Origin of the sequence: Pseudoalteromonas sp. 3D05 (assembly GCF_002723455.1) — a bacterium.
Taxonomy (GTDB): Bacteria; Pseudomonadota; Gammaproteobacteria; order Enterobacterales; family Alteromonadaceae; genus Pseudoalteromonas.
In genome coordinates, this window is sequence record NZ_PDUS01000002.1 from 245681 (window position 1) to 270889 (window position 25209).

General features: G+C 40.3%; 21 protein-coding genes and 1 pseudogene. 6 read left to right on the top strand and 16 right to left on the bottom strand.

Going from position 1 to position 25209, the window contains the following annotated elements; genetic code table 11:
• Window positions 1-383 precede the first annotated feature (383 nt).
• Window positions 384-3746, top strand: coding sequence for a methyl-accepting chemotaxis protein (locus CSC79_RS03440; protein ID WP_099294075.1), 3363 nt, complete (start codon window positions 384-386; stop codon window positions 3744-3746).
• 274 nt (window positions 3747-4020) lie between these two features.
• Here the strand turns inward: CSC79_RS03440 and CSC79_RS03445 are convergent, their stop codons facing one another.
• From CSC79_RS03445 to CSC79_RS03455, 3 genes are all read right to left on the bottom strand, one after another.
• Complete coding sequence (locus CSC79_RS03445) at window positions 4021-4839, bottom strand: alpha/beta hydrolase (RefSeq protein ID WP_099294077.1); 819 nt, start codon at window positions 4837-4839, stop codon at window positions 4021-4023.
• Between the two features lie 174 nt (window positions 4840-5013).
• Window positions 5014-5907 (bottom strand): amidohydrolase family protein, encoded by an 894-nt coding sequence (locus CSC79_RS03450; protein WP_099294079.1) that lies wholly within the window; start codon window positions 5905-5907, stop codon window positions 5014-5016.
• Window positions 5908-6121: 214 nt separating this feature from the next.
• Window positions 6122-7096, bottom strand: a complete 975-nt coding sequence (locus CSC79_RS03455; protein ID WP_099294081.1) for a transposase — start codon at window positions 7094-7096, stop codon at window positions 6122-6124.
• A 111-nt stretch (window positions 7097-7207) separates the two neighbouring features.
• Here CSC79_RS03455 and CSC79_RS03460 point away from each other — a divergent pair.
• Window positions 7208-7534 (top strand): annotated as a pseudogene (locus CSC79_RS03460) (transposase); the annotation flags it as partial.
• A 38-nt stretch (window positions 7535-7572) separates the two neighbouring features.
• Here the strand turns inward: CSC79_RS03460 and CSC79_RS03465 are convergent.
• From CSC79_RS03465 to CSC79_RS03490, 6 genes are all read right to left on the bottom strand, one after another.
• Window positions 7573-8151: a hypothetical protein gene (locus CSC79_RS03465; protein ID WP_099294083.1), complete on the bottom strand. Its 579-nt coding sequence runs from the start codon at window positions 8149-8151 to the stop codon at window positions 7573-7575.
• Between the two features lie 114 nt (window positions 8152-8265).
• Window positions 8266-8628, bottom strand: a complete 363-nt coding sequence (locus CSC79_RS03470; protein ID WP_099294085.1) for a hypothetical protein — start codon at window positions 8626-8628, stop codon at window positions 8266-8268.
• A gap of 108 nt (window positions 8629-8736) precedes the next feature.
• Window positions 8737-9051, bottom strand: a complete 315-nt coding sequence (locus tag CSC79_RS03475; RefSeq protein ID WP_099294087.1) for a hypothetical protein — start codon at window positions 9049-9051, stop codon at window positions 8737-8739.
• Window positions 9052-9162: 111 nt separating this feature from the next.
• Window positions 9163-9594 carry a hypothetical protein gene (locus tag CSC79_RS03480; RefSeq protein WP_099294089.1) on the bottom strand — a complete coding sequence of 144 codons (432 nt, stop codon included), beginning with the start codon at window positions 9592-9594 and terminating at the stop codon, window positions 9163-9165.
• 129 nt (window positions 9595-9723) lie between these two features.
• Window positions 9724-10209 carry a signal peptidase I gene (gene lepB, locus CSC79_RS03485; protein ID WP_099294091.1) on the bottom strand — a complete coding sequence of 162 codons (486 nt, stop codon included), beginning with the start codon at window positions 10207-10209 and terminating at the stop codon, window positions 9724-9726.
• A 116-nt stretch (window positions 10210-10325) separates the two neighbouring features.
• Window positions 10326-10535: a hypothetical protein gene (locus CSC79_RS03490; protein ID WP_004586969.1), complete on the bottom strand. Its 210-nt coding sequence runs from the start codon at window positions 10533-10535 to the stop codon at window positions 10326-10328.
• A gap of 268 nt (window positions 10536-10803) precedes the next feature.
• Here CSC79_RS03490 and CSC79_RS03495 point away from each other — a divergent pair, with 268 nt between their 5' ends.
• Window positions 10804-10998 carry a site-specific integrase gene (locus CSC79_RS03495; protein WP_272897218.1) on the top strand — a complete coding sequence of 65 codons (195 nt, stop codon included), beginning with the start codon at window positions 10804-10806 and terminating at the stop codon, window positions 10996-10998.
• A gap of 265 nt (window positions 10999-11263) precedes the next feature.
• Here CSC79_RS03495 and serS read toward each other — a convergent pair whose 3' ends face one another.
• From serS to lrp, 6 genes are all read right to left on the bottom strand, one after another.
• Window positions 11264-12562: a serine--tRNA ligase gene (serS, locus tag CSC79_RS03500; protein ID WP_099294095.1), complete on the bottom strand. Its 1299-nt coding sequence runs from the start codon at window positions 12560-12562 to the stop codon at window positions 11264-11266.
• A 9-nt stretch (window positions 12563-12571) separates the two neighbouring features.
• Window positions 12572-12958, bottom strand: coding sequence for a fluoride efflux transporter CrcB (gene crcB / locus CSC79_RS03505; RefSeq protein WP_099294097.1), 387 nt, complete (start codon window positions 12956-12958; stop codon window positions 12572-12574).
• A complete protein-coding gene (locus tag CSC79_RS03510) occupies window positions 12945-14288 on the bottom strand; it encodes a replication-associated recombination protein A (RefSeq protein ID WP_099294099.1) in 1344 nt (447 codons plus the stop codon). The genes crcB and CSC79_RS03510 overlap by 14 nt, the downstream gene beginning before the upstream one ends.
• A 5-nt stretch (window positions 14289-14293) precedes the next feature.
• Entirely contained in the window at window positions 14294-14920 is a 627-nt protein-coding gene (gene lolA / locus CSC79_RS03515) for an outer membrane lipoprotein chaperone LolA (RefSeq protein WP_099294101.1), read from the bottom strand.
• On the bottom strand, window positions 14921-17401 hold the full coding sequence (locus CSC79_RS03520; RefSeq protein WP_099294103.1) for a DNA translocase FtsK 4TM domain-containing protein: 2481 nt from the start codon (window positions 17399-17401) through the stop codon (window positions 14921-14923).
• Window positions 17402-17535: 134 nt separating this feature from the next.
• On the bottom strand, window positions 17536-18015 hold the full coding sequence (gene lrp, locus CSC79_RS03525) for a leucine-responsive transcriptional regulator Lrp (RefSeq protein WP_099294105.1): 480 nt from the start codon (window positions 18013-18015) through the stop codon (window positions 17536-17538).
• A 141-nt stretch (window positions 18016-18156) separates the two neighbouring features.
• Between lrp and ald the strand changes: the two genes are divergently transcribed.
• Window positions 18157-19278 carry an alanine dehydrogenase gene (ald, locus tag CSC79_RS03530; protein ID WP_099294107.1) on the top strand — a complete coding sequence of 374 codons (1122 nt, stop codon included), beginning with the start codon at window positions 18157-18159 and terminating at the stop codon, window positions 19276-19278.
• 100 nt (window positions 19279-19378) lie between these two features.
• On the opposite strand, the gene pssA is transcribed toward ald, so the two are convergent.
• The gene (pssA, locus tag CSC79_RS03535) at window positions 19379-20704 is read right to left on the bottom strand and encodes a CDP-diacylglycerol--serine O-phosphatidyltransferase (protein ID WP_099294109.1); all 1326 of its coding nucleotides are present in this window, start codon (window positions 20702-20704) and stop codon (window positions 19379-19381) included.
• Window positions 20705-20992: 288 nt separating this feature from the next.
• Between pssA and trxB the strand changes: the two genes are divergently transcribed.
• Together trxB and CSC79_RS03545 are read left to right on the top strand one after the other, a co-directional pair.
• Window positions 20993-21943 (top strand): thioredoxin-disulfide reductase, encoded by a 951-nt coding sequence (trxB, locus tag CSC79_RS03540; protein ID WP_087533738.1) that lies wholly within the window; start codon window positions 20993-20995, stop codon window positions 21941-21943.
• Between the two features lie 343 nt (window positions 21944-22286).
• Window positions 22287-25100, top strand: a complete 2814-nt coding sequence (locus CSC79_RS03545; protein ID WP_099294111.1) for a bifunctional aconitate hydratase 2/2-methylisocitrate dehydratase — start codon at window positions 22287-22289, stop codon at window positions 25098-25100.
• Window positions 25101-25209 lie beyond the last annotated feature (109 nt).

The window sequence follows — 25209 nt, forward strand, 5'->3', positions numbered from 1 at the left end:
AAGTAATAGTTGTCTTAGCTCTGTAAGCTATTAATTTAAATACTGACCGCCATTCATCCACCTAATGGATTTATGAACAAAACAATCCAGGCGTTTTAAAACCGGAGACTACCTCTTAGCGTCACTTTTGTTAAGAAATAGCTATAAGATATTCGTACAAATGCCCTTTACCACATTCCAACTGGCGTCAGTTAATAGGTGCGCTTAATGTATCGTGAAACACATCCACTAATAATAGTTGCAAGCCTCACTTTGAATACAGTGGTATTTTTATAAAAAACCCCATTGCGAAGATAAAAGAACAATTAAGCTCTTTGATTTTATCGAAATACTAAGCTATCTCTTAATACTGCATCTTTATCGGTACAATCAGGAAGCTCAGCATGGATACTGACATTCATTCAATGAATATTTTCAAATCACTTAAGGCTAAACTCACCTCAGCCTTCACAATTATCTTACTCATTCTAGCTGGAATAGGATTGACGGCTTATCTTGCGTTAACATCGGCGGATGAAGGTTTCAAAGGCTATCGAGAGTTAGCTAGAGATTCTAACCTCGCAAGCACGTTACAGTCCAACATGCTGATGGTACGTATGAATGTAAAAGACTTTCTACTTACTGGCAGTGATAAAGATATTAATGAATATAATCAGTATTTCAATAAAGTAGAGATATTACTGAGTAAAGCTAAAAGCGAAATAAACAAACCTGAACGCGCACAAATGATAGCTCTGCTCATTCAGGAGATTGATCAATATAATACTGCCTTTGAGGCAATAAAAGCATACCGAGTACAACGTAATGAACTGGTCTTAAATAGACTAAACATTATCGGCCCGAAAATGGAAAATAAGTTAACGCAGATCATGCAAAATGCAGAAAAATCAAACAATAGCCAAATTGCTTATTTTGCGGGTGAAGCAATGCGTAATCTATTATTAGGCCGTCTTTATGTAATTAAATATCTAGAAAATAATGATCTTTCTGCCTTTGATAGAGTTATTCAGGAGTTTTCGTTATTTGATGACAAACTTGTCTCGTTGAACACTTCCAATCTTAGCAAATCCAATCAAGCCCTATTAGATAATATAAAAAGTTTGCAAGCTGATTACGTACAAGCCTTTAATAAAGTTCAAGATATAATCGTTGATAGAAACAATAAAGTAACAAATGTGCTAGATGTCATTGGGCCTCGTTTTGCATCCATTGTTAGAGATTTAAGTAATTCCGTAAAAACTGACCAAGATACCCTAGGACCACAATTAAAAGCGTCCAATGAAAAAGCAGTTTCGAACATATTTTTGCTGTTTATTACTGCACTTCTTATTAGCGTCGCGATTGTCTTTTTCTTACTTAGAGTAGTAATGAAGCAATTGGGTAAAGACCCTAGCGAATTAGATAATATTGCTACGGCCATTTCTGAGGGAAATCTGGATCAAGAATATGATGAACAAGCACCTCAAGGTGTATTTAAATCTATGCTTGAAATGCGGGAGAACCTTAAACTGATTAGAGAGAAAGAACAGCAAGAAAGGCGTGTCGCACGTGTCAATGCTCGGATAAAAAGCGCTCTTGATAACGCCAATTCAAATGTCATGATCGTAGACAATAGCCACAAAGTCATTTACTTAAATGATGCAATTAAAACCATGTTCCACCAGGTTGAATCTCAACTTCAAAATGAACTACCCAGTTTTAGTGCAGCGCATATTATTGACTCAAAAATTACCACCCTAATGCCATACTTTGAGCAAAAAGCTACTCAAATTGAAAACTTAACTGATACCATTGCAGAACAATTTATTATAGCTGATAGAACCTTCTATTTAGTAGCCAGTCCTGTAATTGTAGATAAGCAGCGAGTAGGTACAGTATTTGAGTGGCAAGATAAAACAGCAGAACTCGCTGAAGCGGCAGAAAAAGCCCACGTCGCATCAGAAAATGCGCGAGTAAAATATGCTTTAGATGGTTCTTCTGGCCAGGTTATGATTGCTGATACTGATTTAAATGTTATTTACCTCAACAATTCTCTCATCAACATGTTTTCAATTGCTAGTGAAGACATCAAACAAGTAAACCCTCACTTTAATCAAAATGAAATTGTTAATAACAAAGTCGATACGTTCTTTACACACTTCACAAATCAACTAAACAAGTTCAAGTCTCTTATATCCAGTGTTGAAACAGAATTTGAACTCGCAGGAAGAACTTTTGCTGTGATCATCAGCCCCGTCAGTGTGGACGGTGAACGTGTAGGCACAGTTTTAGAATGGCAAGATAAAACTGAATGGCTTGCCCAAGAAAGAGATAAATCACGTATTGCAGCTGAAAATGCGCGTGTCCGATATGCATTAGATAGCGTCTCTGGCAATGTAATGATTGCAAATAAAGAACTTGAGGTCATTTATGCAAACCAAGCTCTAGAAAATACCATACGTAATGTCGAACAGGATATACAAGCGCGTACTAAACAATTTACTGCAGATAAACTCATCGGCTTTCCTGTTGATCAATTCTACCTTGAACCAGAGCAGCAACGCGATCTATTTAATAACTTAGCTCATGCTGACAATAGCACCGAATTTATGGGTGAACGAGTCTTCTCAGTCACCTCAAACCCTATATTCGTTGATGATGTAAGAATTGGAACAGTACTAGAATGGACAGATAGAACTGCTGAAGTAACTATCGAAAAAGAAATCGATAACCTGGTGCAATCAGCAGCACAAGGCGATTTAAGCCAAAAGCTATCACTACAAGGAAAGTCAGGATTCTTTGAAAAACTAAGTCATGGATTGAACGGCCTAGTGTCTACTGTTGAAGTTGCCCTTGATGATGTGACTAAAGTTCTAAGTGCATTAGCTAAAGGTGATTTAAGCAAACGTATTACAAATGATTATGCTGGCTCATTTGGTCAATTGAAGCAAAATACTAACAGTACCGCCGATAAATTGACCGAAGTTATTAACAACATTACTCATGCTTCTGGAAGTATTTCACAAGGTGCAAATGAAATTGCTCAAGGTAATGCTGATTTGAGTCAACGAACAGAAGAACAAGCCAGTAGCCTAGAGGAAACCTCAGCCAGCATGGATGAGGTAACCGAAATTGTTAAGCAAAGTTCAACAAAAGCAGAACAGGCAAATAAACTATCAATGACCGCTGAAGATAAAGCAAGTCATGGTGGTGAAGTCGTCGAGCTGGCTGTTGAAGCAATGCGTGAAATAAATGAGTCCAGTAAGCAAGTCACCGAGATCATCAGTGTGATTGACGAGATAGCTTTTCAAACTAACTTATTAGCATTAAACGCGGCTGTAGAAGCCGCCAGAGCCGGTGAGCAAGGCCGTGGTTTTGCAGTTGTAGCCGGAGAGGTTAGAAATCTAGCTCAGCGCTCCTCAAATGCTGCGCGTCAAATTAAAGACCTTATAAGAGATAGCCAAACTAAAGTAGAAGAAGGGACGAACTTAGTGAATCGCTCGGGTAATACGCTTAGTGAAATAATAGAAGCCACTAGTAAAGTACGACTCATGATGGCTGAAATTGCGCAATCTGCACGAGATCAATCAGAAAGCATTATGCAAATTAACACTGCAATAACGCAAATGGACCAGATGACACAACAAAATGCGGCATTGGTTGAAGAAGCCGCCGCCGCAGGCGAAGCGATGGCTGAGCAAGCACAAATGATGAACCGGACTGTCGAGTTTTTCTCATCATCAGCCTCTGTTGATCATAATCAATAGCACCACCCCACCCGCTAAGTCATGGTTGCGAAGTTTAGATTAATACTCCCCTCTAAACAGGCTGTATTTACAGCCTGTTTAACCGGGAAAAAATTATAGATACATACTCTGTTTGACGAAAGAGGCATTACTCAAGCACAAATCATCAGCGCGATAGCGTAACAATGCTAATAAACGCCGAATGTAGAGCTGCTGTCAGGTTTTCTTGTTTCAGAAATACTATTGCTTGGACTTCCCAGCTTGATAAAGAGGAATCCACGTAGCCTTGTTATAATCAACTTTCGAAGAACTCTCGGATCTCCTTAACCAATGCTTCTGGTTTTTCTTCGATGACCAAATGTCCCGACTCAGGCACTATAGTTAACTTAGAGCCTTTAATTTTACTAAGAAGTACATGAGCTTGTTCAACAGGGATCCATTGGTCTTCTTCACCCCACAGAATTAATGTAGGTACATCAAAGTTAGATAGTTTATCTTGAAATTCATCCGTATACGTTGAATTAGCTTGAGCTATTTGCCTATAAAAAGCTTTCTTACCTTCATCTCCAGACCAAGGGCGGAGAATACCGTCAATTGTTTCCTGAGATAATGGCTGGTATGACGCTGTTTTTATATATGCTTCAACGATTGCTGAATGAATGAAATCAGGAACTCCTGCAAAGGCTGCTTCATGCTCTTCAATATGTTTAAAAAATGGAGAGCCCCAAGGAGATAATGCAACAGGATCAATTACGACTATCTTTTTGTACTTTCGTTGATTCAGCAAGTAATTTCTCAGTACTGTCGTACCCCCGAAATCATGACCCACAATATAAGGTAGCTCAAGCTGCCAATGATTTATTAATGAGTCTAATAGCTGATTTTGTATTTTTAAAGATACATCCGCATCACTCTTATCTGATTCACCATAACCAAGTAAATCAAAGTAGTAGACTGTATAGTCGCTTGAAAGTGCCTGAATCAAGTGCCTAAGGTTGAAAGATGACCAAGGCGTACCATGAACTAAAACAAGAGGCTCTCCTTTTCCTTCAATCCCATATTTCACTTTTCGACCTTCATACTCGAAAGTATAAGGTAAACTCCAAATATCCATCGTATCTCCTTGAATATGACGCCGCAATATACGGCTAATTTTGCTGGGCTGATTTTTGCCCGCGCAGCGGATTAGCAAAAACGGTAGGGGAAAATTTGTCCGCTGTAATTACTTTGCTAAACAGCACATTTCTATGCACACGAGAATATTAACTTTCCGTGATTTCTATGAAAACTACGACTTGTCATCGTTAAAACTATTTTGTACCACTATGTTTCCATTTTTAATCACAAGAGAAATACTCTGTGTATTCATAATATCATTGATCGGTGAGGCATTTAAGATAATAAAATTGGCCTTATCGCCTTCATTAAAACCACTTTGAATCCCCAGAAAGTTAGCAGAGTAAGTTGTTGCAGAAGCAATTGCTTGGTGAGGTGTCATACCCGCTTCCGTTAAAAGCTTCATTTCTCTATGCACAGAATAGCCTTGAATAGTGTTCCAATTTCCTGAGTCAGTACCTACAAGAATCCTAACACCTGCATTAATCATTGCATTAACTGAAAAAAAAGTGACAGCATTTCGTTCTCTGAATTTAGCTTGCTTATCCTTATATTTAGTAATTAGATCAACGTGGCGATAGGCTGAAATTAAGGCTTCTGAAGCAAGTTCCTTAGTTAAAGGTGCATCTAACACCGTTGGATCATATAAAAAGTTAACGAAATCTGTATGAACTGTTAATGTTGGTATCATCACAATTCCTGCTTTCGCCATAAGGGCTGGTATGTCCTTTGGAATTTCACCTCGTGGTACATGGGTGACAGCTGAAGCACCGACGTCTATTGCATCTCTAATATCTTGCCAAGTTTTAATGTGAACTATAGATTTGACACCAAACTGTTCAGCTGTTTTAACTAATTGCGCAAATACTTCTTTTGAAATCGAAGGTTGATCATCAGAAGGTTGATAAACAATTTTTATCACATCTGGATCCAGTGTAACTAACTCGGTCATCTCTCTTACTGCGTCCGCAACAGATGTCACCGTTCTTGTAGCAATACCATATTCCGAGCAATGACCTTCGGGTGCTGTAAAACAAGTCAGGCTGGTATATATATCTGCACCCACGAATTCTCCATTTCAATAAACTGGACAGCCACTTTAATTGAGCAGATAAAACAGTGCTATTATGTTTACTCTTTTGGCTAAAACTCATCTCTTTTTCTATTATCACTCGCTCATCGTTCATTAAGTGAGCGTTTATCACTGTTAAACCTAGATTACACGCACGAAAACAACTGCATGAATGCAGTTTTAATTCTTTATCGAAGACTTTTAAACTTTATGCCAGTAGCTTTTCGCTGTTGCTAACGTTGCTACGCCGTTTTCTGTTCAAGTTTTCACAGTAACTCTCTTGTGAGGTCCTCCTACCTACTGCGCCATGAAATACGCGCGTAAATTGCGTGGTCAGTTTTAACCAGTTTTCTGGGGATATATTCACTCTTTCTAGTAAAGGTAAATGTGTGCTTTCAATATACCCGCGTTTGCCTTCTCGTATACAACGCCCTGTTAACTCAACTAGTTCAAGGTAGGATTTAAGTTCAAATGGTAACCCTTTTGGCATGATTTGACGTGACATGCCTGCAAAGCGTAATAGTTGTTTTGGTTGCTTGCCTTCTGTTGCGCTTTCAATGCGTTTTTGAACACTCGTATGTGATGACTCTTCTGGCGTGTTTGCCATTTTGGCCCTGATAGGGTTTAAATCAACGTATGCCATACAGGCGGCGAGTGCGGCTTCATCAAGCAAGGCTTGTGATTTAAAACGGCCCTCCCAAAACCTGCCTGTGCAGTTATCTTCTTTATTTGTTTTACGCGCTATATCTTCATTTAACAACCGCATAAACCAGCTAATACTTGATAAGCGTTCGCGATACTGTTTTACCGTTTGATTAAAAAAGAGGAGCTCTGCTTCACTTAGCTTTTCACCTTGCACGTATTTCTGCGTTAGCAAGGTGCCTTTACATAGTTTGTGCCAGCGAATAACAATCGCTTTATCATTAAGTCTGTTGGCTTTTTTATCATCAACATACAGCACTAAATGAGTGTGGTTACTCATGACGGCATAAGCGCACACATCAATACAAAATACCTTGCCTAACTCTAACAGTTTATCTTCAACCCAAGCTCTACGGTGCTCGTATGATTGGCCTGTAAAATGGTCTTCGCCACATAAAAATGCACGACGAACGCAACGTGAAATACAGTGATAGTATTTTGTATCTGTCAAACTTATTTGACGTTTTCTTGCAGTAGCCATATTTCACCCAGTTTAATTTTTATACTAATTAAACGTTAGTAAAAAATTGGCGAAATACAAACTTTATGATGGGTGTCTTTATTATTCCCTTGTGATGGGTGTCTTTATTATTCCCTTCTTAGCGACATGCCTGAGCTTGGTTATGTAAATAACAAAGAAGCTGCATCTTAAGTTGGCGTAGCGCCATTCAATCGAGAAAGTGGCGCTTACCAAGGCAAGCGAATGATACGCGGTGGGCGGCCAAAAATTAGAACCGCAATGTATATGGCAATGATGTCAGCGATTCAATGCAACCCAAAATTCAAAGACATTTATCAACGAATGATTGCAGCAGGAAAGCCTAAAAAAGTAGCCATCATTGCCTGTATACGAAAGCTTGTAGTGATCATAAATTCTATGGTGAGAGATGGTGTCATGTGGGATCCTAAAATGGTTTAAAATTAGGATTTGACACCATAGTCACTTGTTAGCTGTATTTAAAGCCAAAACTGCCACCATTTTTTACTTTCTTGTACTTTATAACCAGTAGGCACTTTTTCTTCTACGCTACGGTTATCTTCATACTCTATACCCTGATATTCGCCACTGTGGCCAGTGATGACAATTTTGCCATTATCTAACCACTCGAGAACTTTCTCAACTTCACCTAGTATCTGGGGGTAATAATCATCTACCTTTTCATTATAATAATCAGGACAGGTTAAACCTAGACCGTATCCCATACCTAGATTATCCATGAAGTCGAAACCTTCACAATATAGGTCATAACACTGTTCAATATACTTTTGAACATCATTAGGCCTATCAGTTATTTTTTGAAGTATATTTCGAATGTTCCATTCGTAATATTTACCCATTGAAAAGTAATTGGAAAGTACTTTCTCTGCTTCATAAAGGCCAGATGGTGTTTTGTAATTTATGGAGATTAGTTCTAGATAATCATCAGAGCTTAATATTTCTTCGAGCTGAGACTCTGAGTACACCCATCTCTCAAATTCTGATAATTCGATCTCATGAGAAACTAACTTAAAAAAAACTAACTCTACAGGATTCAATGAACTCTCTTATACAGCTAACGCCTAGCTCATTTGCCGTATGGCGCGGATTTTTGTTTGTGCGATCTTTGCACAAACAGAAATGCGCAGAATACGGTCAAATGGAGCGTTTTGTTATGTGCGGGACTCAAGATAATCAATGTATTCATCTTGAACCACACCTGAATTTATAAATTGCTGATTTGTGATACCTAGTTCTTTCATTGCGGCAGTTAAGTCAGGTGACTCAACTACTTTAACTGGTTCATTGTAATCACCAGCTGGAGAATCGAAGCTGTATATATCAGCGTAATCCTTCGACCCTTGGTCTAATGCTTCCCAGAGGTTACCAACTACACATCCTGATGAATTGCTAAATGACACCCAGCGTATAGTATTTACTGAACTATACTTGTAACCACCCAGAAAAACTTCTACGGCCCTGCCCCTTCGAAGGGCTGCTTCAGCTTCTTGAGCCGATAAATACCTACGACTCATAATTCATCCTGAGCACATAACACTTTGCTAAACGGCGAGCATTAGCGAGTCAAGTGGAGGCGCGTCTTTTTGCGCCGGAACGATGTTTGAGCAACTTGTTAAAATGCTTTACTTCCATAGCTGCCACCACTTCTTCCGGCTAACGATATTGAGTTGTTTGGCGCGATCGTAGCATGCACCGCATATTAGCTTTACGCCCGCAAACTCTTCTGATTCATCATTCCATTCCCCGCCAGTTTTGTTAACCATTTCCTCGCAGGCACTACACCATGAATCCGGTCGTTCATCGCCCACTTCTGGCTCTGCTGACCAAAACCCTCTTGCCACTCCATCGCTAAGACTTAGGACTGTATGCTGGCAAACATAAGTAGCTTGCTGCTTTCCATGCTCGCAACACTCAATATATTTTCCAGCTTCACTCATTAATCTGATTGCCTTTTAACGCCGCAATAAACGGCTAAGTAACAGTTGGCTAAAATGTGAAGCGAAGCGGAACCGAGCCAACTGTTACGTGTCCGTTATTTAATTGCCTTGTTAGCAGTGCATTACGCAAGTGCTAGAATTTTCGTTTATATAACCATAACCATCAATGTTCACTGATTTTGATTCCAAACCATAAGCAGAAATTGATGTTGCTACGATTGGAAAGTTAAGCTTAATTAAATCGGCTTTACTTGGTTTAGATATACCGAACCAAAAACTAACAACTTCATCTTTTACAAACATACATGGTTGAGAGTATTCAATTTCAGTTAAACCATGATTTATAAAACCTACAAACTCAGTACCAATAGCATCAATAAATTTAGCTTTGACGATAATGTTTGAATTAGGGTTTAACGCATCATTTTCACTTGCAGGGGCAATAATTGTGTCATCACAACTATCATCTTTCCACATAGGAAATTGCCAAACAGAATGTTCTGATAAGTCATGAATTGTGATATCCCAAATATGCTTACTCATAACTTCCTTGCACTGCTAACGCCGTTGTAAATTGCAGTTTTGGAGGAGCCCGTTTGTGCTATTAAGCACAAAAAGGAGCGACGGAAAAACTGTCAATTTGACAACCTTGTTAACTTTTGAAACCAACGACTATTTTTCAATTTTTACAACCTTACCATTGATATCAGTTTTTGAAACAGCCCCAAATCGCCTACTATCAAAGCTATTGTATCGATTATCACCCAGAACATAATACATTTCAGGTTGAATGCGGGTTGGCATAACGTCGTTAACTACTGCATTACGCGAGTTATTGTAATAAGCGTAATTCTCAACCAACTCCTCACCATTTATAAATACGCTCTCACCTTTTATTTCGATCGTTTCTCCCGGCAACCCTACGATTCTCGTAATTATGAAAGATGACTTATTGTGCGATGGCGAGAGAAGGACAATATCTCCTCGACTAATTTCACCTTCAGTGTACGCTTTGCTATCAATTACTACTTTCGATCCAACTGGAATCGCAGGTAACATATTTTCAGTCAATGCCTCTAACTTACCTCCTGACGCTGCGTCACAAGATGTAGTGAAGAGTGTAATTGAAAATATTAATAAGATTATTCTAAATTTCATGACTTACTCTATATGAGAGTTAACGCCGCAAATAAACGGCAAAAATTAGTTGGCTATAGTTTGTGAGGCACGAACAAAGCCAACTGGTTTTTGTCCGCCCTTTTTAATTTGCCTTGTTATGTGTACTTTAGCTCTATAATTTCCAGAGCTTCAACTTTAAGGCTAACAGCTTTATTTTTTGCATCTGTTACTTGAGCACAAGATTCAGGATCATCAGAGTCAAACCATTCGAGGTGAGTCATAACCTCCATTGCGTTAGCTAACACAACATTTTCTGTTTCGTCCTCATAAACGATGCAAATAGGATATTCTGGAGTGTTTTCCAATGCTCAATTGTCCTTGTACACATAACAACTTATTGAACACCATTTTGGTGGTTTATAACACACCAAAACGGCGTATATTACATTGCTCCATAATTCCACTAAACTAATCCAATGTAAACAGACAATTACGTAGGTTAAAAAAATCACCGCTGCTAAGATACACCAAAACGACTTTTAATAATGTTATTGGACAAAACACAAACAACTGTCTATACATACAGTGCCATTTGAAAATTAAATATTATTTATGAAATCTCTTTTTTTAAGCATGATTAAGGATCATATGTATAACAAGCGGTATGCAAAGAGCACTATTGAAGCTTATCTGTTTTGGATAGCTGCCTATATCCGTTTTAATAATATGCAACACCCAAGCACTATGGGAGACACTCAAGTGGAATTATATTTAAACCATTTAGTAAACTCGCAAAATGTAGCGCAAGGCACACAATTTAAAGCATAAGTTTCCTATATAAATTTAAGCACTAAAGCACGCCTACAGATGAGCTTGATCCATCATGGCAAACATAATCTCCATATCAGCGTCGGCAAATCATGGCTAAAGCCGATTCCTACGCGGTGAGTTTCACACCGAGTTAATCTCACAGCTCGGTAACTTTACTCTTACTAAATTACTAACGAAACCCCAAATAAAAAAAGCCGCTGTTTGTAACAAACAGCGGCTTATCTTAAAGCTTACGACTTACAGCTCTATAGCTTTAACGAACTTATTTAATCACTTCAAGTCCACCCATGTATGGGCGTAGTACTTCTGGCACTACAACTGAGCCGTCGGCTTGTTGGTAGTTTTCAAGTATTGCGACCAATGTACGGCCAACAGCTAAACCTGAGCCATTTAGTGTATGTAATAACTCTGGCTTTTTCTCACCTTCGCGGCGAAAACGTGCTTGCATACGGCGCGCTTGGAAATCATGCATGTTTGAACATGATGAGATTTCGCGGTATGTATCTTGTGCCGGTAACCATACCTCTAAATCGTAGGTTTTTGCTGAACCAAAGCCCATATCACCCATACATAAAATCACTTTACGGTACGGCAGCTCTAAAGCTTGTAATATTTGCTCAGCATGACCTGTTAATTCCTCGAGTGCTTGCATTGAATCTTCTGGTTTTACTAGTTGTACAAGCTCTACTTTATCAAACTGATGCTGACGGATAAGGCCTCGGGTATCACGGCCGTAACTGCCCGCTTCACTTCTAAAGCACGGCGTGTGCGCAGTTAAACGAATTGGTAAGTCTTTTTCGTCATAGATTTCATCACGGGCACTATTAGTCAGGGGTACTTCTGCTGTAGGAATTAAGCTAAAGCCTTCTTGCTCTTCGCCGTCATCGTTTACTAAACCTTTGGTATGGAATAAGTCTTCAGCGAATTTAGGTAACTGACCTGTGCCGTATAGGCTATCGCGGTTAACTAAATACGGCACATACATTTCTGTGTAGCCGTTTTTATCCGTGTGGGTGTCTAGCATAAATTGTACTAGCGCGCGGTGCATGCGTGCCGTTGCGCCGCGCATAACAGTAAAGCGAGAGCCGGTGATTTTAACACCCATTTCAAAATCAAGGCCGTTTAAATCTTGGCCTAAATCAACGTGATCTTTAACTTCGAAATCGTACTTTTTAGGCTCGCCCCATGTTGAAATTTCAACATTTTCAGACTCGTCTGCACCCGCTGGTACTGACTCGTCGGGTAAATTAGGAATAGCTAAAGAAATTTGTTTTAGCTCTTCTAAAATAGCGTCTTGCTCAGCTTTAACGCTATCGAGCTCAGCACCTAGGCTGCTTACTGCATCAAGCAATGGTTGTGCGTCTTCGCCTTTGGCTTTTGCTTGGCCAATCGCTTTGGAGCGGCTGTTACGCTCACTTTGTAGTTCTTGTGTTTTTACTTGCAGTGTTTTGCGTTTTTCTTCAAGTGCGCTGACAGTCGCTGTATCAAGTTCGTAGCCACGTGCTGCTAGGCGCGCTGCTGTTTGTTCGATATCTTGACGTAATAATTTAGAATCTAACATGTTAGTTTTTTAACCTTTTTGCATTACCAGCTGAAGGCCCAGCCAAGCCATAAAAATACACACCGTCACATTTAAGACGATATTGAGGGCCATTTTTAAAAAGTGGCCTTGTTGCAAAAGCAACAACGAATCCATTGAGAATGTCGAAAAGGTGGTCAAAGCACCTAAAAAGCCAATTCCGATAAGAGATTTGGCGGGGCTGACGGTGATAATTTCGCGCTCTATCAAACCGTATAATACGCCCATCAACAATGAACCCAGAATATTAACCGCCAACGTGCCAAAAGGGAATCCCCTTCCTAGCAGTTTTAACATGGTTTCGCTAATAAAAAAGCGCAAACAGGCACCAGACGCCCCACCCGCTGCAATCATGAGGTAGAGCTTAAGTGTTGTCATAGCGCTTTATATCACTTTGCTGATCTCGCTCTTTGAGGTAATCAAGCTTTTGCTTAATTTTTTGCTCAAGTCCGCGCTCGGTTGGAAAATAATATTGAGTGTCGGCAATTTGCTCAGGAAAGTATTTCTCTCCGGCAGCAAACGCGCCTTCTTCGTTATGCGCATAACGATATTCTGCGCCGTAGCCTAAGTCTTTCATTAAATTAGTAGGTGCATTACGTAAATGCTCAGGCACAGGGTAACTTGGTTCATTTTGCGCATCCGCTTTGGCTTTATTAAACGCCATGTAAACAGCATTACTTTTTGGTGCACTGGCTAAATATATCGTTGCTTGAGCAATTGCTCGTTCACCTTCGCTTGGCCCGACACGCTGAAAAATATCCCACGCATTAAGGGCCACTTCCATAGCACGTGGATCGGCGTTACCTATGTCTTCTGTCGCGATGGCTAATAAACGTCTTGCCACATAAAGCGGGTCGCCACCGCCAGCGAGTATCCTGCAATACCAATACAGAGCGCCATCAGGGGAGCTGCCACGCACTGATTTATGAAAGGCAGAGATCAAATCGTAAAACTCATCGCCGCCTTTATCGTATTTGGCTAAATGTGTGGGCAATACTTGGCTCAATACGTGTTCATCCACTAAATATTGGCCGTTGCTCTGTGTAGTTAAATCAATCGCTTGTTCGAGTAAGTTAAGCACTTTACGGGCATCGCCATCACTGGCTTGGCACAGTGCTTTTTTAGCGTTATCGGCCAGGGTAATGGTTTTTGTGCTCAGCTCGTCATCGTTGGCAAGCGCGCGCTCAATAACTAAATGTAAATCGGCTTCTTGTAAGGATTTAAGCACATATACGCGGGCACGAGATAAAATCGCATTATTTAACGCAAACGACGGGTTCTCTGTGGTTGCGCCAACAAATATAAAGGTGCCATCTTCAATATGCGGTAAAAAAGCATCTTGCTGAGATTTATTAAAGCGGTGTACTTCATCAACAAACAACAATGTGCGTTGCCCACGACCTTCAAGGTTATTGCGCGCCTCACTAACTGCATCGCGAATATCTTTAATACCAGCCGTTACCGCCGACATTTGTATCAGCGCGGCATCTGCGTGGTTCGCTATAATTTGTGCAAGGGTGGTTTTACCCACGCCCGGTGGACCCCATAAAATAAGGCTATGGCAGCGCCCTGCTAAGATTGCTTGGTATAATGGTTTGTCTTGGCTTAATAGATGCTGCTGCCCTATATATTGCTCAAGATTTGTTGGCCGCATACGCGCCGCAAGAGGGCGCACATCAGGAGAAAAATTAAAGCCTAAATTACTCACTGTAATTATTCGCCTTGGCTTTGGTCGTCTATTTCAACGTTTTCAGGAATGGTAAATTCAAACGTTTCGTTGGCTAGTTGTTCATTTACTTTAGTATCACTAAAGGTAAAGGTAGATGATTGCCCTGAGCTGTCTTTAACCAGTAGTTTTTCAAGTCCTGTTTGGTCTTGTGCAAATACAATATCGAGCTGTTCAACTTGGCTTTCAATGCCTTTGTTTGGTGTCACGCTAAAGCCTGCTTCAGTTGCTTTAACTTGGTACTTTTGCCATTGTGCTGGGTCTTTTGAAGTTAACAACACAAACGGTGTTGAATCAATCAAGCTGTTTGTGTTCATGATAGTCACTTGCTCAGCAAAGCTGTCGAAGTAATAGGTTTTATCACCATTTGATATAAACAAGGTATCGTCTGGGCTGGCTTGTTGCCAGCGGATCATCATAGGTTGTTGTAAGGCAATATTGCCCTTCCCTTGCATGATTGACTCACCTTGGTCGTCATTTACTTGCTGTACAAACTGCGCTTGAAAGCTTTTTAATTCGGCAAGTTTGTCTTGTAGTGCTTGGCTGTCACTGGCAATTGCTGTTGTAGATAAAACACAACTTATCGCAACTGCTAAATATTTAAGTTTCTTCATTTAATTTGCTCCACTATTGGGCACTAAAACATCGCGAGCGCCGTTATGTCCTGGTGCACTCACAATACCCGACGTTTCCATTTGCTCGACTAAACGTGCTGCGCGGTTATACCCTACACGCAACTTACGTTGTACACTTGAAACCGACACTTTGCCGGTTTCAATCACAAATGATACGGCTTCATCATAAAGCGGATCTGATTCTTCATCCGCGTTTTCGCTGGCTTCGCCCGGCAGTAAAATTTCTTCTGTGGCATCGCCGTTAAGTATTTCGTCTACGTAGTTTGGTTTACCACGTTTTTTCCAATCATCAACCACCGCATGTACTTCGTGGTCATCTACAAATGCGCCGTGTACACGCACAGGTACGCTGGTGCCTGGCGGTAAGTACAGCATGTCACCCATACCGAGTAGGTTCTCTGCGCCTTGTTGGTCTAATATGGTACGCGAGTCAATTTTACTTGATACCTGAAACGCCATACGCGTTGGTATATTCGCTTTTATTAAACCCGTTATTACATCAACCGATGGGCGCTGCGTTGCCAGTACTAAGTGAATACCCGCAGCACGGGCTTTTTGTGCAATACGTGCAATCAACTCTTCCACTTTTTTACCAACAATCATCATCATGTCGGCAAACTCATCAATCACTACAACAATGCTTGGCAGTTTATCAAGCTCATCGGGGCCTTCTTTCATGCCGTCAGTGTCTTTAAATAATGGGTCTAGAATTGGGTAACCCGCTTCTTTGGCTTCCATTACCTTTTGGTTATAACCTTTTAAATTACGTACACCTAACGCTGACATTAATTTATAGCGACGTTCCATCTCGCCTACACACCAACGTAACGCATTGGCTGCTTCTTTCATGTCTGTGACAACTTCACACAGTAAATGTGGGATACCTTCGTACACTGAAAGTTCCAACATTTTCGGGTCAATCATGATCATGCGCACATCATCAGGGCCTGATTTATACAGTAAGCTTAATATCATCACATTAACGCCCACTGACTTACCTGAACCAGTTGTACCCGCTACAAGTAAGTGCGGCATTTTGCCTAGGTCGGCACAAATTGGCTCACCCGCGATGTCTTTACCAAGTACCATAGTTAGCGGTGATGGGTTTTGCTCAAACTTTGGTGCGTCAATCACTTCAGATAAACGCACTATTTCACGGTGTTTATTTGGCAGTTCAATCCCCACGTAGGTTTTACCTGGGATGACTTCAACAACACGCACGCTCACAGCTGATAGTGAACGGGCTAAATCTTTAGCAAGGCCGGTGATTTTAGACACCTTAATACCAGGTGCTAAATCAAGCTCAAAACGAGTCACTACAGGGCCTGGGTATACCCCGACTACCGCTGCTTGTACATTAAAATCAAGTAATTTGGTTTCAACTAAACGTGATACAGCTTCAAGCTCTTCAGGCGAAATTGGGTTTTTCGCTTTGTCAGGTCTGTCGAGCAAATCAAGGGTTGGGAGCGGCGCACTTGGTGGCTCTTCATCAAGTAATTGTTCAAACTTTTCTTTCGCTGTAGGTGGTGGCTGATACGTGCTTTTTGGCTTAGGCATAGGTCTTGCTGGTGAAACAACCGTTGTAACTGGTTTTTCAGGCTCAGCCACATGGCTTTGATCCAGTGCGTTTAATGCAGCAGCAGTATCCATTGGCTCATCGTCTATGGCGCTAAAGTTAATTTCTTGGTCAAGAATATCATCGAGATCATCAAACGCATTATGCTGTGGCTGGCTCTGCATTTGGTCTGCTGTAAAACGTTTTGGGGATTGCTCTGTTTTGGGAGCATCATTAAATGTAATCGCGTTGGTTTGCGCTTGAGTTTCATCTGCAATTACTTCGTCATCAGCTTCAATGGCTTCACGCTCACGATTTAGCCAACCACTAATTTTAGCCACTATATACTTGTAAATTCGGACCACCCAATCGCCCAAAAAGTCAACGAACTGCACCCAGGATACACCCGTAAGCAATGTTAAACCTGCAAAAAAGAAGCACAGTAACAGTATAGATGTACCGGTGAAGTTAAACGCTGGCATCATAGCGCCCGCAATTACATCTCCTACTACCCCACCCGATGAAAAGTTATAGATATCGTCAAAATTTATACTGCTAATTGCTGTGGCAGAGGTAATAAATAAAGCAAAGCCAATCACTCTTAACGCAAGCGTGGTGTAATCAAGCTGAAAAATTTTGTGAGGTTGTTTAAACAATAAATAGCCAAATACTTGAATTGCAGCAGGCACTAAATAAGCCAACCAACCAAAGGTGAGTAATAAAATATCAGCTATCCAAGCACCTGCGGCGCCTGTTACATTATTTACTTGATGAAATTCACCTGTTTGCGACCACGAAGGATCCGCAGGATCAAAGCTAATTAATGCACATAATATGAATATTGCAGCAAAGCTGCTGATAATTAGCCCTGTTTCTAATAGTCTTTGTACACCGTTTAGGCGCATAATTCCCTATTCCTCATTTTTCTTATTTCAGTATCTTCATTGCCCAGCAATAGAATACCTTAGCAGGAAATACTTTTTGTTGCACTTTATCATATACACTAACTGCTTAGCCGATTATGAACGGCTTTTTCGATTTAAGCGATATAGGGGCGAATGATGACGCCTTGCTCACCTTTTACTTCTTCCATCACAACATATGTACGACTTTCACTGACATTAGGTAACTTCAAAAGTATATCACCAAGCACGCCACGGTATTCTGACATATCATTAACGCGTGTTTTAAGTAAAAAATCGAAATTACCTGATACCAAATGACATTCTATGATTTCATCGTGCTTTTTAACCGCCGCGCTAAATTCATCAAATACATCTGGCGATGTTTTAGTAATGGTCACTTCAACATACACCGATAACCCCTGTCCTAACTTAGCTGGGTCAACAACTGCTTTATATCCTACAATGTAACCTTCGCGTTCAAGTTTTTTTACGCGTTCTAGGCAGGGCGTGGCACTAAGACCAACTCGTCGGGCCAGTTCAACGTTAGAAATACGTCCATCAAGTTGTAATTCCATTAAAATTTTACGGTCAATTCGGTCTAATAATTCATGCATAGGGCTAACTAGTTTTTTACACTGTTTAAACTTTATATTTAGATTATATCACTAGATTGCACCTTAAAAAAGGTGAGACACACTGGCTCATGATGAATATAATAGTGAAAAATTTTATCCCGTTCCAACAAGGCAAAGATTATGATTATTGGTGTACCTAAAGAAATTAAAAACCATGAATACCGTGTAGGTATGGTTCCTGCGAGTGTTCGTGAATTAGTAAATCACGGCCACCAAGTGATTGTTGAAACTAATGCAGGTATGGGCATTGGTTTTACTAATGAAGACTACACCCTTGCTGGTGCTGAAATTCTACCAACAGCTGCTGATGTTTTCGCTAAAGCAGAAATGATTGTAAAAGTAAAAGAGCCACAAGCTGTTGAACGTGCAATGCTACGTGAAGACCAAATTCTTTTCACTTACCTTCACCTGGCACCGGATCTTCCACAAACTGAAGACCTTGTTAAGAGCAAATCAATCTGTATCGCTTATGAAACAGTCACTGATTCTCGCGGTGGTTTACCACTTCTTGCTCCTATGAGTGAAGTAGCTGGTCGTATGTCTATTCAAGCTGGCGCACAAGCACTTGAAAAATCAAACCACGGCCGCGGCATGTTATTAGGTGGCGTGCCGGGTGTTGAGCCTGCTAAAGTTGTTGTTATCGGCGGCGGCATGGTTGGTCGTAGCGCAGCACAAATGGCTGTAGGCCTAGGTGCTGATGTTGTAGTACTTGATCGTAATATCGATGTACTACGTGCACTTGACGCACAGTTTGGTAATAAAGTTAAAGCTATTTACTCAACAGCTGATGCACTTGAAAAACACGTACTAGAAGCAGATCTTGTGATCGGTGGCGTTCTTATCCCAGGTGCTGCTGCGCCTAAGCTTGTAACAGCAGAGCACATCAAAGCAATGAAGCCTGGCGCTGCTATTGTTGATGTTGCAATCGACCAAGGTGGCTGTATCGCAACTTCTAAAGCAACCACTCACGCTGATCCTACTTACATCGTTGATGAAGTTGTTCACTACTGTGTTGCTAACATGCCGGGTGCTGTTCCACGTACATCTACATTTGCACTTAACAATGCAACATTGCCTTTCATCATTAACCTTGCAAACAAAGGTTATAAGAAAGCATTGTTAGATGACGCTAACTTCCTTAGAGGTCTTAACGTAATTAAAGGCCAAGTGACTTACAAAGAAGTAGCTGAAGCATTCAACATGGAATATGTTGACCCACGCACTGCAGTAGAAAATGCGTAACTAGTATTTTACCGCTTATACCTGAGTCATTATTAAGGTATAAGCATTAAAAAAGCAGCTAATTTAGCTGCTTTTTTTATACCTCGCTACCTAAGCTAAGTTAGATAAAGCGCTTAATTATAAAGTCGACTTTTACCCGCTTAGCCTGCCCTAATAACTTTTTAACAGGTTGAGGGTAGTCTTCCATCGTTTCTAAATCTTCAGGCCCATTTAAACGACGACAATGTTTAAGTATTTCTGCTTTTTCATTATCAATCGCAGGCATTAAAGATTGCTGTGGGTCTTCTAAGAAAATGCCATTTTCAATATCTAAGCCCCACGCACGTGGGTTTAGGTTATGCCCACTCAATAAATGATATTGGCGATCAGCACAAATCCCTTTCAGGTGAAATGAGTTACTTTCATGCTTCCATAAATAGACGTTTAAGTTGCCATTTGTAATATGACGCTTCTGAGATTTTAAAAACTTAAGTAAAATAGTCTCATATAAATACGGTAATGCACCAATTTTACTAAAAGGTTCACTAGGGGGCAGATAAAAATCGTTTGCAGTTTTATCGCCCACCACAATTGTTACTTCCTTCCCCTGCTTTAATAAACGCCTAAGCGAACGCATTAATGGAGCAGGAAAATTAAAATATGGGGTATAAAGCACAAGCTCTCGCTCAGCCGTATCAAATAATGCTTTAATTACTCTATTAAGCTCATTGTTACGACGCCCTAGCCCCAAAAATAACCTCACACCCAGTGGTTGATCATTTTCTTTTTCGGCATGTTCATAATGCGTTTGCTTTAATGTACGCATAAGTTGCTTTTGCGCGAGTTTAATATCATTAAATTTAGTCAGTGGTCGCGTGTCAATACGCGGTACGGCTTCTGAACTAAGTAATTCCTGTTCAATAAAATCGACAACGGCATTACATAAAGGAGCTTGCTTCACTAAAAAATAACGATCTAACCTATATCGCTCGCTATGTTGCAAGTACACATTATTTAAGCTTGCGCCGCTATAAAGCAATGTATCGTCAATAACAAAGCCTTTTAAGTGCAGCACACCGAACAATTCTTTGGCTTTTACTGGTACACCATAAACTTGCACATTCGATTGATACTTTTGTTGATAATCACAATATAAACTCGCATTCCCGTCAGACTTTGCAGCGCCAATTAACCCGCGTTGGGCACGATGAAAATCAACAAGTACTTTTATTTCAAGATCCGGATTGGCTAATGATGCTTGATGTAGTGCCTCAAGAACCTCGCGTCCTGCTTCATCGTCTTGCAAATAAAGCGCAGTAATATAAATACGTGTTTGTGCGCTCGCGATTAAAGCAAGTAATTGTGTTCGATATTGTTGTGCATTGGTTAAGACGTTAACGTCTTTTGAAGTCAACCCAAATGCGGGTTTTTCCTGCCAAAATAACATAGTTGCCTATTCATTTAGGTCACCCTACTTTAGGGTCACAAATCAAAATTAGCTAAAACATACCAAAAAAAATCAATTTGGTCATGAATTAACGATAGTAGTTAGATTATTAGTGGTTCAATAGTTTATATTTCATACAAAACCGTCATTTTGTACACACCTAGTACACAATATTTGACAGCTGTGTGATTTGCTCAAAAAAATAATCAGCGCTTTTATTTACTTCCCCCTTGTTTCTCTTAAAATCGGGCACATTAATACGCTATAAAAACGTTTAGGATATAAAACATGAGTGAAGCAAAACATTGTAAGTTATTAATTTTAGGCTCTGGCCCTGCAGGCTACACTGCAGCGGTTTATGCAGCACGTGCTAATTTAAACCCTGTACTTATTACAGGTATGCAGCAAGGTGGACAACTTACAACGACAACTGAAGTTGAAAATTGGCCTGGCGATGCTCATGGTTTAACGGGTCCTGCACTTATGGACCGTATGAAAGAGCATGCTGAACGTTTTGAAACTGAAATCGTGTTTGACCACATCAATAAAGTAGATGTGTCAAAACGTCCATTTACTTTAACAGGTGATCAAGGCACATATACCTGTGATGCGCTAATCATCGCAACCGGCGCGTCAGCTAAATACCTAGGTTTAGAGTCTGAAACAAACTTCCAAGGTCGTGGTGTGTCAGCGTGTGCTACTTGTGATGGTTTTTTCTATAAAGGCCAAAAAGTAGCGGTAGTTGGTGGTGGTAATACAGCCGTTGAAGAAGCGCTTTATTTATCAAATATTGCAGATGAAGTTCATGTTATCCACCGTCGTGACAGCTTCCGTAGTGAAAAAATACTGGCTGACCGTCTAGCTGAAAAAGCAGCAAACGGCAATGTGGTTCTGCATTACAACCGCACACTAGACGAAGTACTTGGCGACCAAATGGGCGTGACTGGTATTCGTATTAAAGATGCAAATTCAGATGCCACTGAGGAACTTGATTTAGCAGGTGTATTCATTGCAATCGGTCACAAACCAAATACCGACATGTTTGTTGACCAACTTGAAATGAAAGACGGCTATTTAGTTGTTGAATCAGGCTTAAACGGCAACGCAACTCAAACAAGCGTACCGGGTGTTTTTGCAGCTGGTGATGTGTCTGACCACATTTATCGCCAAGCAATTACCTCTGCTGGTACCGGCTGCATGGCAGCATTAGACGCAGAGCGCTTTTTAGATAATCTTTAGTTTAGACTCTAAATTTACTAAAGGCTGATTTTTCAGCCTTTTTTATTTCTAAATAAAATTTTTAATTGCCACATTAATTTCACAATGGATATAGCCCAATATACATATTGTAACTTCGGCCATTCACGAGATTTATAGTGAAGATTCATTTTATATAATATAATTAATGGTGGAAGTACGGTAGGATCTAAAGCCGTGCAATGATTACCGTCAAAGTAACGCAAGTAAAACGAACTATAATTATAGTTGGGCATAAAAGCTTTGTTCATTTGGGCATTACTCGTAACTGGAAATCAGTTAAAATGCTCAGCTTCATATCAAGTAAATATACCGAGAGTTTTCTATGAGTTTGTATACACAATATATGGAAGAAATCCAAACCCGTAAAACGGAACTTGGATTAAACCCAAAACCAATCGACAGCGCAGATTTAGTATCTGAATTAATTGCTCAAATAAAAGATACCAATAATGAGCATCGTAAAGATTCTTTGCATTTCTTTATTTTCAATACATTACCAGGAACAACAAGTGCAGCGGGCGTTAAAGCACAGTTTTTAAAAGAAATCATCCTTGGTGAAGAAGTAGTAAAAGAAATCACTCCAGACTTTGCATTTGAGCTTCTTTCACACATGAAAGGCGGTCCTTCAATTGAAATGCTACTTGATTTAGCATTTGGTGATGACGCTAAAATCGCAGCTCAGGCTGCTGAAGTTCTTAAAACACAAGTATTTTTATACGATGCAGATATGGCGCGTATTAAAGCGGCATACGAAGCAGGCAATGCCATTGCTAAAGAATTATTAGAAAGCTTCGCAAAAGCTGAATTCTTTACAAAATTACCTGATATCGAAGAAAAAATTGAAATTGTTACGTACATCGCTGGTGAAGGTGACATCTCAACAGATTTACTATCTCCTGGTAACCAAGCGCACTCTCGTGCTGACCGTGAATTACATGGTAAATGCATGATCACACCTGAAGCACAACAAGAAATTGTTGAGCTGCAAAAGAAACACCCTAATGCTAAAGTAATGCTGATTGCTGAAAAAGGCACAATGGGTGTTGGTTCATCGCGTATGTCAGGTGTTAATAACGTAGCATTATGGGCTGGTAAACAAGCAAGTCCTTATGTTCCTTTCATCAACATCGCCCCTGTTGTTGCGGGTACTAACGGTATCGCACCCATCTTTTTAACCACAGTTGATGTAACCGGTGGTATTGGTCTTGACCTTAAAAACTGGGTTAAAAAAATCGATGCTGATGGTAATACAGTGACTGATGCAAACGGTGATGCTGTTCTTGAAGAAGCATACTCAGTTGCAACAGGTACTGTTTTAACAATCGATACTAAAGAGAAAAAGCTTTATAACGGTGATAAAGAGCTTGTTGATGTATCATCAGCATTTACTCCACAAAAAGTTGAGTTTATGCGAGCTGGTGGTTCTTACGCAGTTGTATTCGGTAAGAAAATCCAAACATTTGCTGCTGAAACACTGGGCATTGATACTCCGCTTGTTTATGCACCTTCAAAAGAAATTTCACATGAAGGCCAAGGTTTAACTGCGGTTGAAAAAATCTTTAACCGTAACGCCGTAGGTGTACTATCAGATACACCTCTTCACGCAGGTTCAAATGTTCGCGTTAAAGTAAACATTGTTGGTTCGCAAGATACAACGGGCCCAATGACATCTCAAGAGCTTGAAGCGATGGCTGCTTCAACGATTTCACCTCTTGTTGATGGTGCATACCAGTCTGGTTGTCATACTGCGTCAGTATGGGATAGCAAAGCGCAAGCAAATATTCCAAAACTAATGGCGTTTATGAATAAGTTTGGTCTTATCACTGCACGTGACCCGAAAGGCGTTTACCATGCAATGACTGACGTTATCCATAAAGTACTAAACGACATTACCATTGACGATCGTGCAATCATCATTGGTGGTGATTCACATACTCGTATGTCAAAAGGTGTTGCGTTTGGTGCCGATTCTGGAACTGTTGCTGTTGCACTTGCAACAGGCGAATCAGCGATGCCAATTCCTGATTCAGTTAAAGTGACCTTTAAAGGCAAAATGGCTAAGCACATGGACTTCCGTGATGTGGTACATGCAACGCAAGCGCAAATGCTGAAGCAATTTGGTGGCGAGAACGTGTTCCAAGGTCGTATCATTGAAGTTCATATTGGTACTTTGATGGCTGACCAAGCGTTTACCTTCACTGACTGGACTGCAGAAATGAAAGCGAAAGCGTCAATCTGTATTTCAAACGACGAAACATTGATCAAGTCAATTGAACTTGCTAAAACACGCATTCAAATCATGATCAATAAAGGCATGGATAACGAAGCACAAACGCTGCAAGGTCTTATCGATTTAGCTGACAAGCGTATTGCGGGCATCCAATCTGGTGAAGAGCCGGCTCTATCTCCAGATGATAACGCTAAATACCACGCTGAAGTTGTGGTTGATTTAGACCAAATCGTTGAGCCAATGATTGCCGATCCAGACGTAAATAACGATGATGTTTCTAAGCGTTATACGCACGATGTGATCCGCCCTGTTTCTTTCTACAATGACAAGCCTGTTGATTTAGGCTTTGTTGGTTCGTGCATGGTGCACAAAGGCGATATGAAAATTATTGCTCACATGCTACGTAACCTAGAAAAGAAAAACGGTTCAATTGAATTTAAAGCACCATTAGTTGTTGCGCCACCAACATATAACATTGTTGATGAGCTTAAAGCTGAAGGCGATTGGGATATCCTAGCTAAGTACGCTGGTTTTGAGTTTGACGATGCAAAACCTAAAACAGCGGCACGTACTAAGTATGAGAACATCTTATACCTAGAACGCCCAGGTTGTAACTTATGTATGGGTAACCAAGAGAAAGCAGAACCAGGCGATACCGTTATTGCAACGTCAACACGTCTTTTCCAAGGCCGTGTAGTAGCCGATACATCTGAGAAAAAAGGTGAATCATTGCTAGGTTCTACGCCACTGGTAGTACTTTCTACTGTGCTTGGTCGTTTCCCTACTATGGAAGAGTATCAGTCTTCAGTTGAAGGCATTGATCTAACATCATTCACACCAGTAGAAGAAGCAATGACAACTAAATATGATGCTGCGCAAGCAGTACCAGTTAAAGTTGTTAGCTAATTAGATTGAGTTAATGGTTAAAGTAAGCGCGTTTTTACAACGCGCTTTTTTTATGTCTAAAATTTGTTGTTTGTGATTTTAAAGCAACAAGTTACAATTTATTTGCTCA

Coding starts and splice junctions, on each gene's coding strand:
- ald (WP_099294107.1), top strand. CDS start 18,157: ATGATTATTGGTGTACCTAAAGAAATTAAAAACCATGAATACCGTGTA.
- CSC79_RS03455 (WP_099294081.1), bottom strand. CDS start 7,096: ATGGCTACTGCAAGAAAACGTCAAATAAGTTTGACAGATACAAAATAC.
- CSC79_RS03470 (WP_099294085.1), bottom strand. CDS start 8,628: ATGAGTCGTAGGTATTTATCGGCTCAAGAAGCTGAAGCAGCCCTTCGA.
- trxB (WP_087533738.1), top strand. CDS start 20,993: ATGAGTGAAGCAAAACATTGTAAGTTATTAATTTTAGGCTCTGGCCCT.
- lolA (WP_099294101.1), bottom strand. CDS start 14,920: ATGAAGAAACTTAAATATTTAGCAGTTGCGATAAGTTGTGTTTTATCT.
- lepB (WP_099294091.1), bottom strand. CDS start 10,209: ATGAAATTTAGAATAATCTTATTAATATTTTCAATTACACTCTTCACT.
- CSC79_RS03545 (WP_099294111.1), top strand. CDS start 22,287: ATGAGTTTGTATACACAATATATGGAAGAAATCCAAACCCGTAAAACG.
- crcB (WP_099294097.1), bottom strand. CDS start 12,958: ATGACAACACTTAAGCTCTACCTCATGATTGCAGCGGGTGGGGCGTCT.
- CSC79_RS03440 (WP_099294075.1), top strand. CDS start 384: ATGGATACTGACATTCATTCAATGAATATTTTCAAATCACTTAAGGCT.
- CSC79_RS03475 (WP_099294087.1), bottom strand. CDS start 9,051: ATGAGTGAAGCTGGAAAATATATTGAGTGTTGCGAGCATGGAAAGCAG.
- CSC79_RS03495 (WP_272897218.1), top strand. CDS start 10,804: ATGATTAAGGATCATATGTATAACAAGCGGTATGCAAAGAGCACTATT.
- CSC79_RS03480 (WP_099294089.1), bottom strand. CDS start 9,594: ATGAGTAAGCATATTTGGGATATCACAATTCATGACTTATCAGAACAT.
- CSC79_RS03520 (WP_099294103.1), bottom strand. CDS start 17,401: ATGCGCCTAAACGGTGTACAAAGACTATTAGAAACAGGGCTAATTATC.
- pssA (WP_099294109.1), bottom strand. CDS start 20,704: ATGTTATTTTGGCAGGAAAAACCCGCATTTGGGTTGACTTCAAAAGAC.
- lrp (WP_099294105.1), bottom strand. CDS start 18,015: ATGCATGAATTATTAGACCGAATTGACCGTAAAATTTTAATGGAATTA.
- CSC79_RS03445 (WP_099294077.1), bottom strand. CDS start 4,839: ATGGATATTTGGAGTTTACCTTATACTTTCGAGTATGAAGGTCGAAAA.
- serS (WP_099294095.1), bottom strand. CDS start 12,562: ATGTTAGATTCTAAATTATTACGTCAAGATATCGAACAAACAGCAGCG.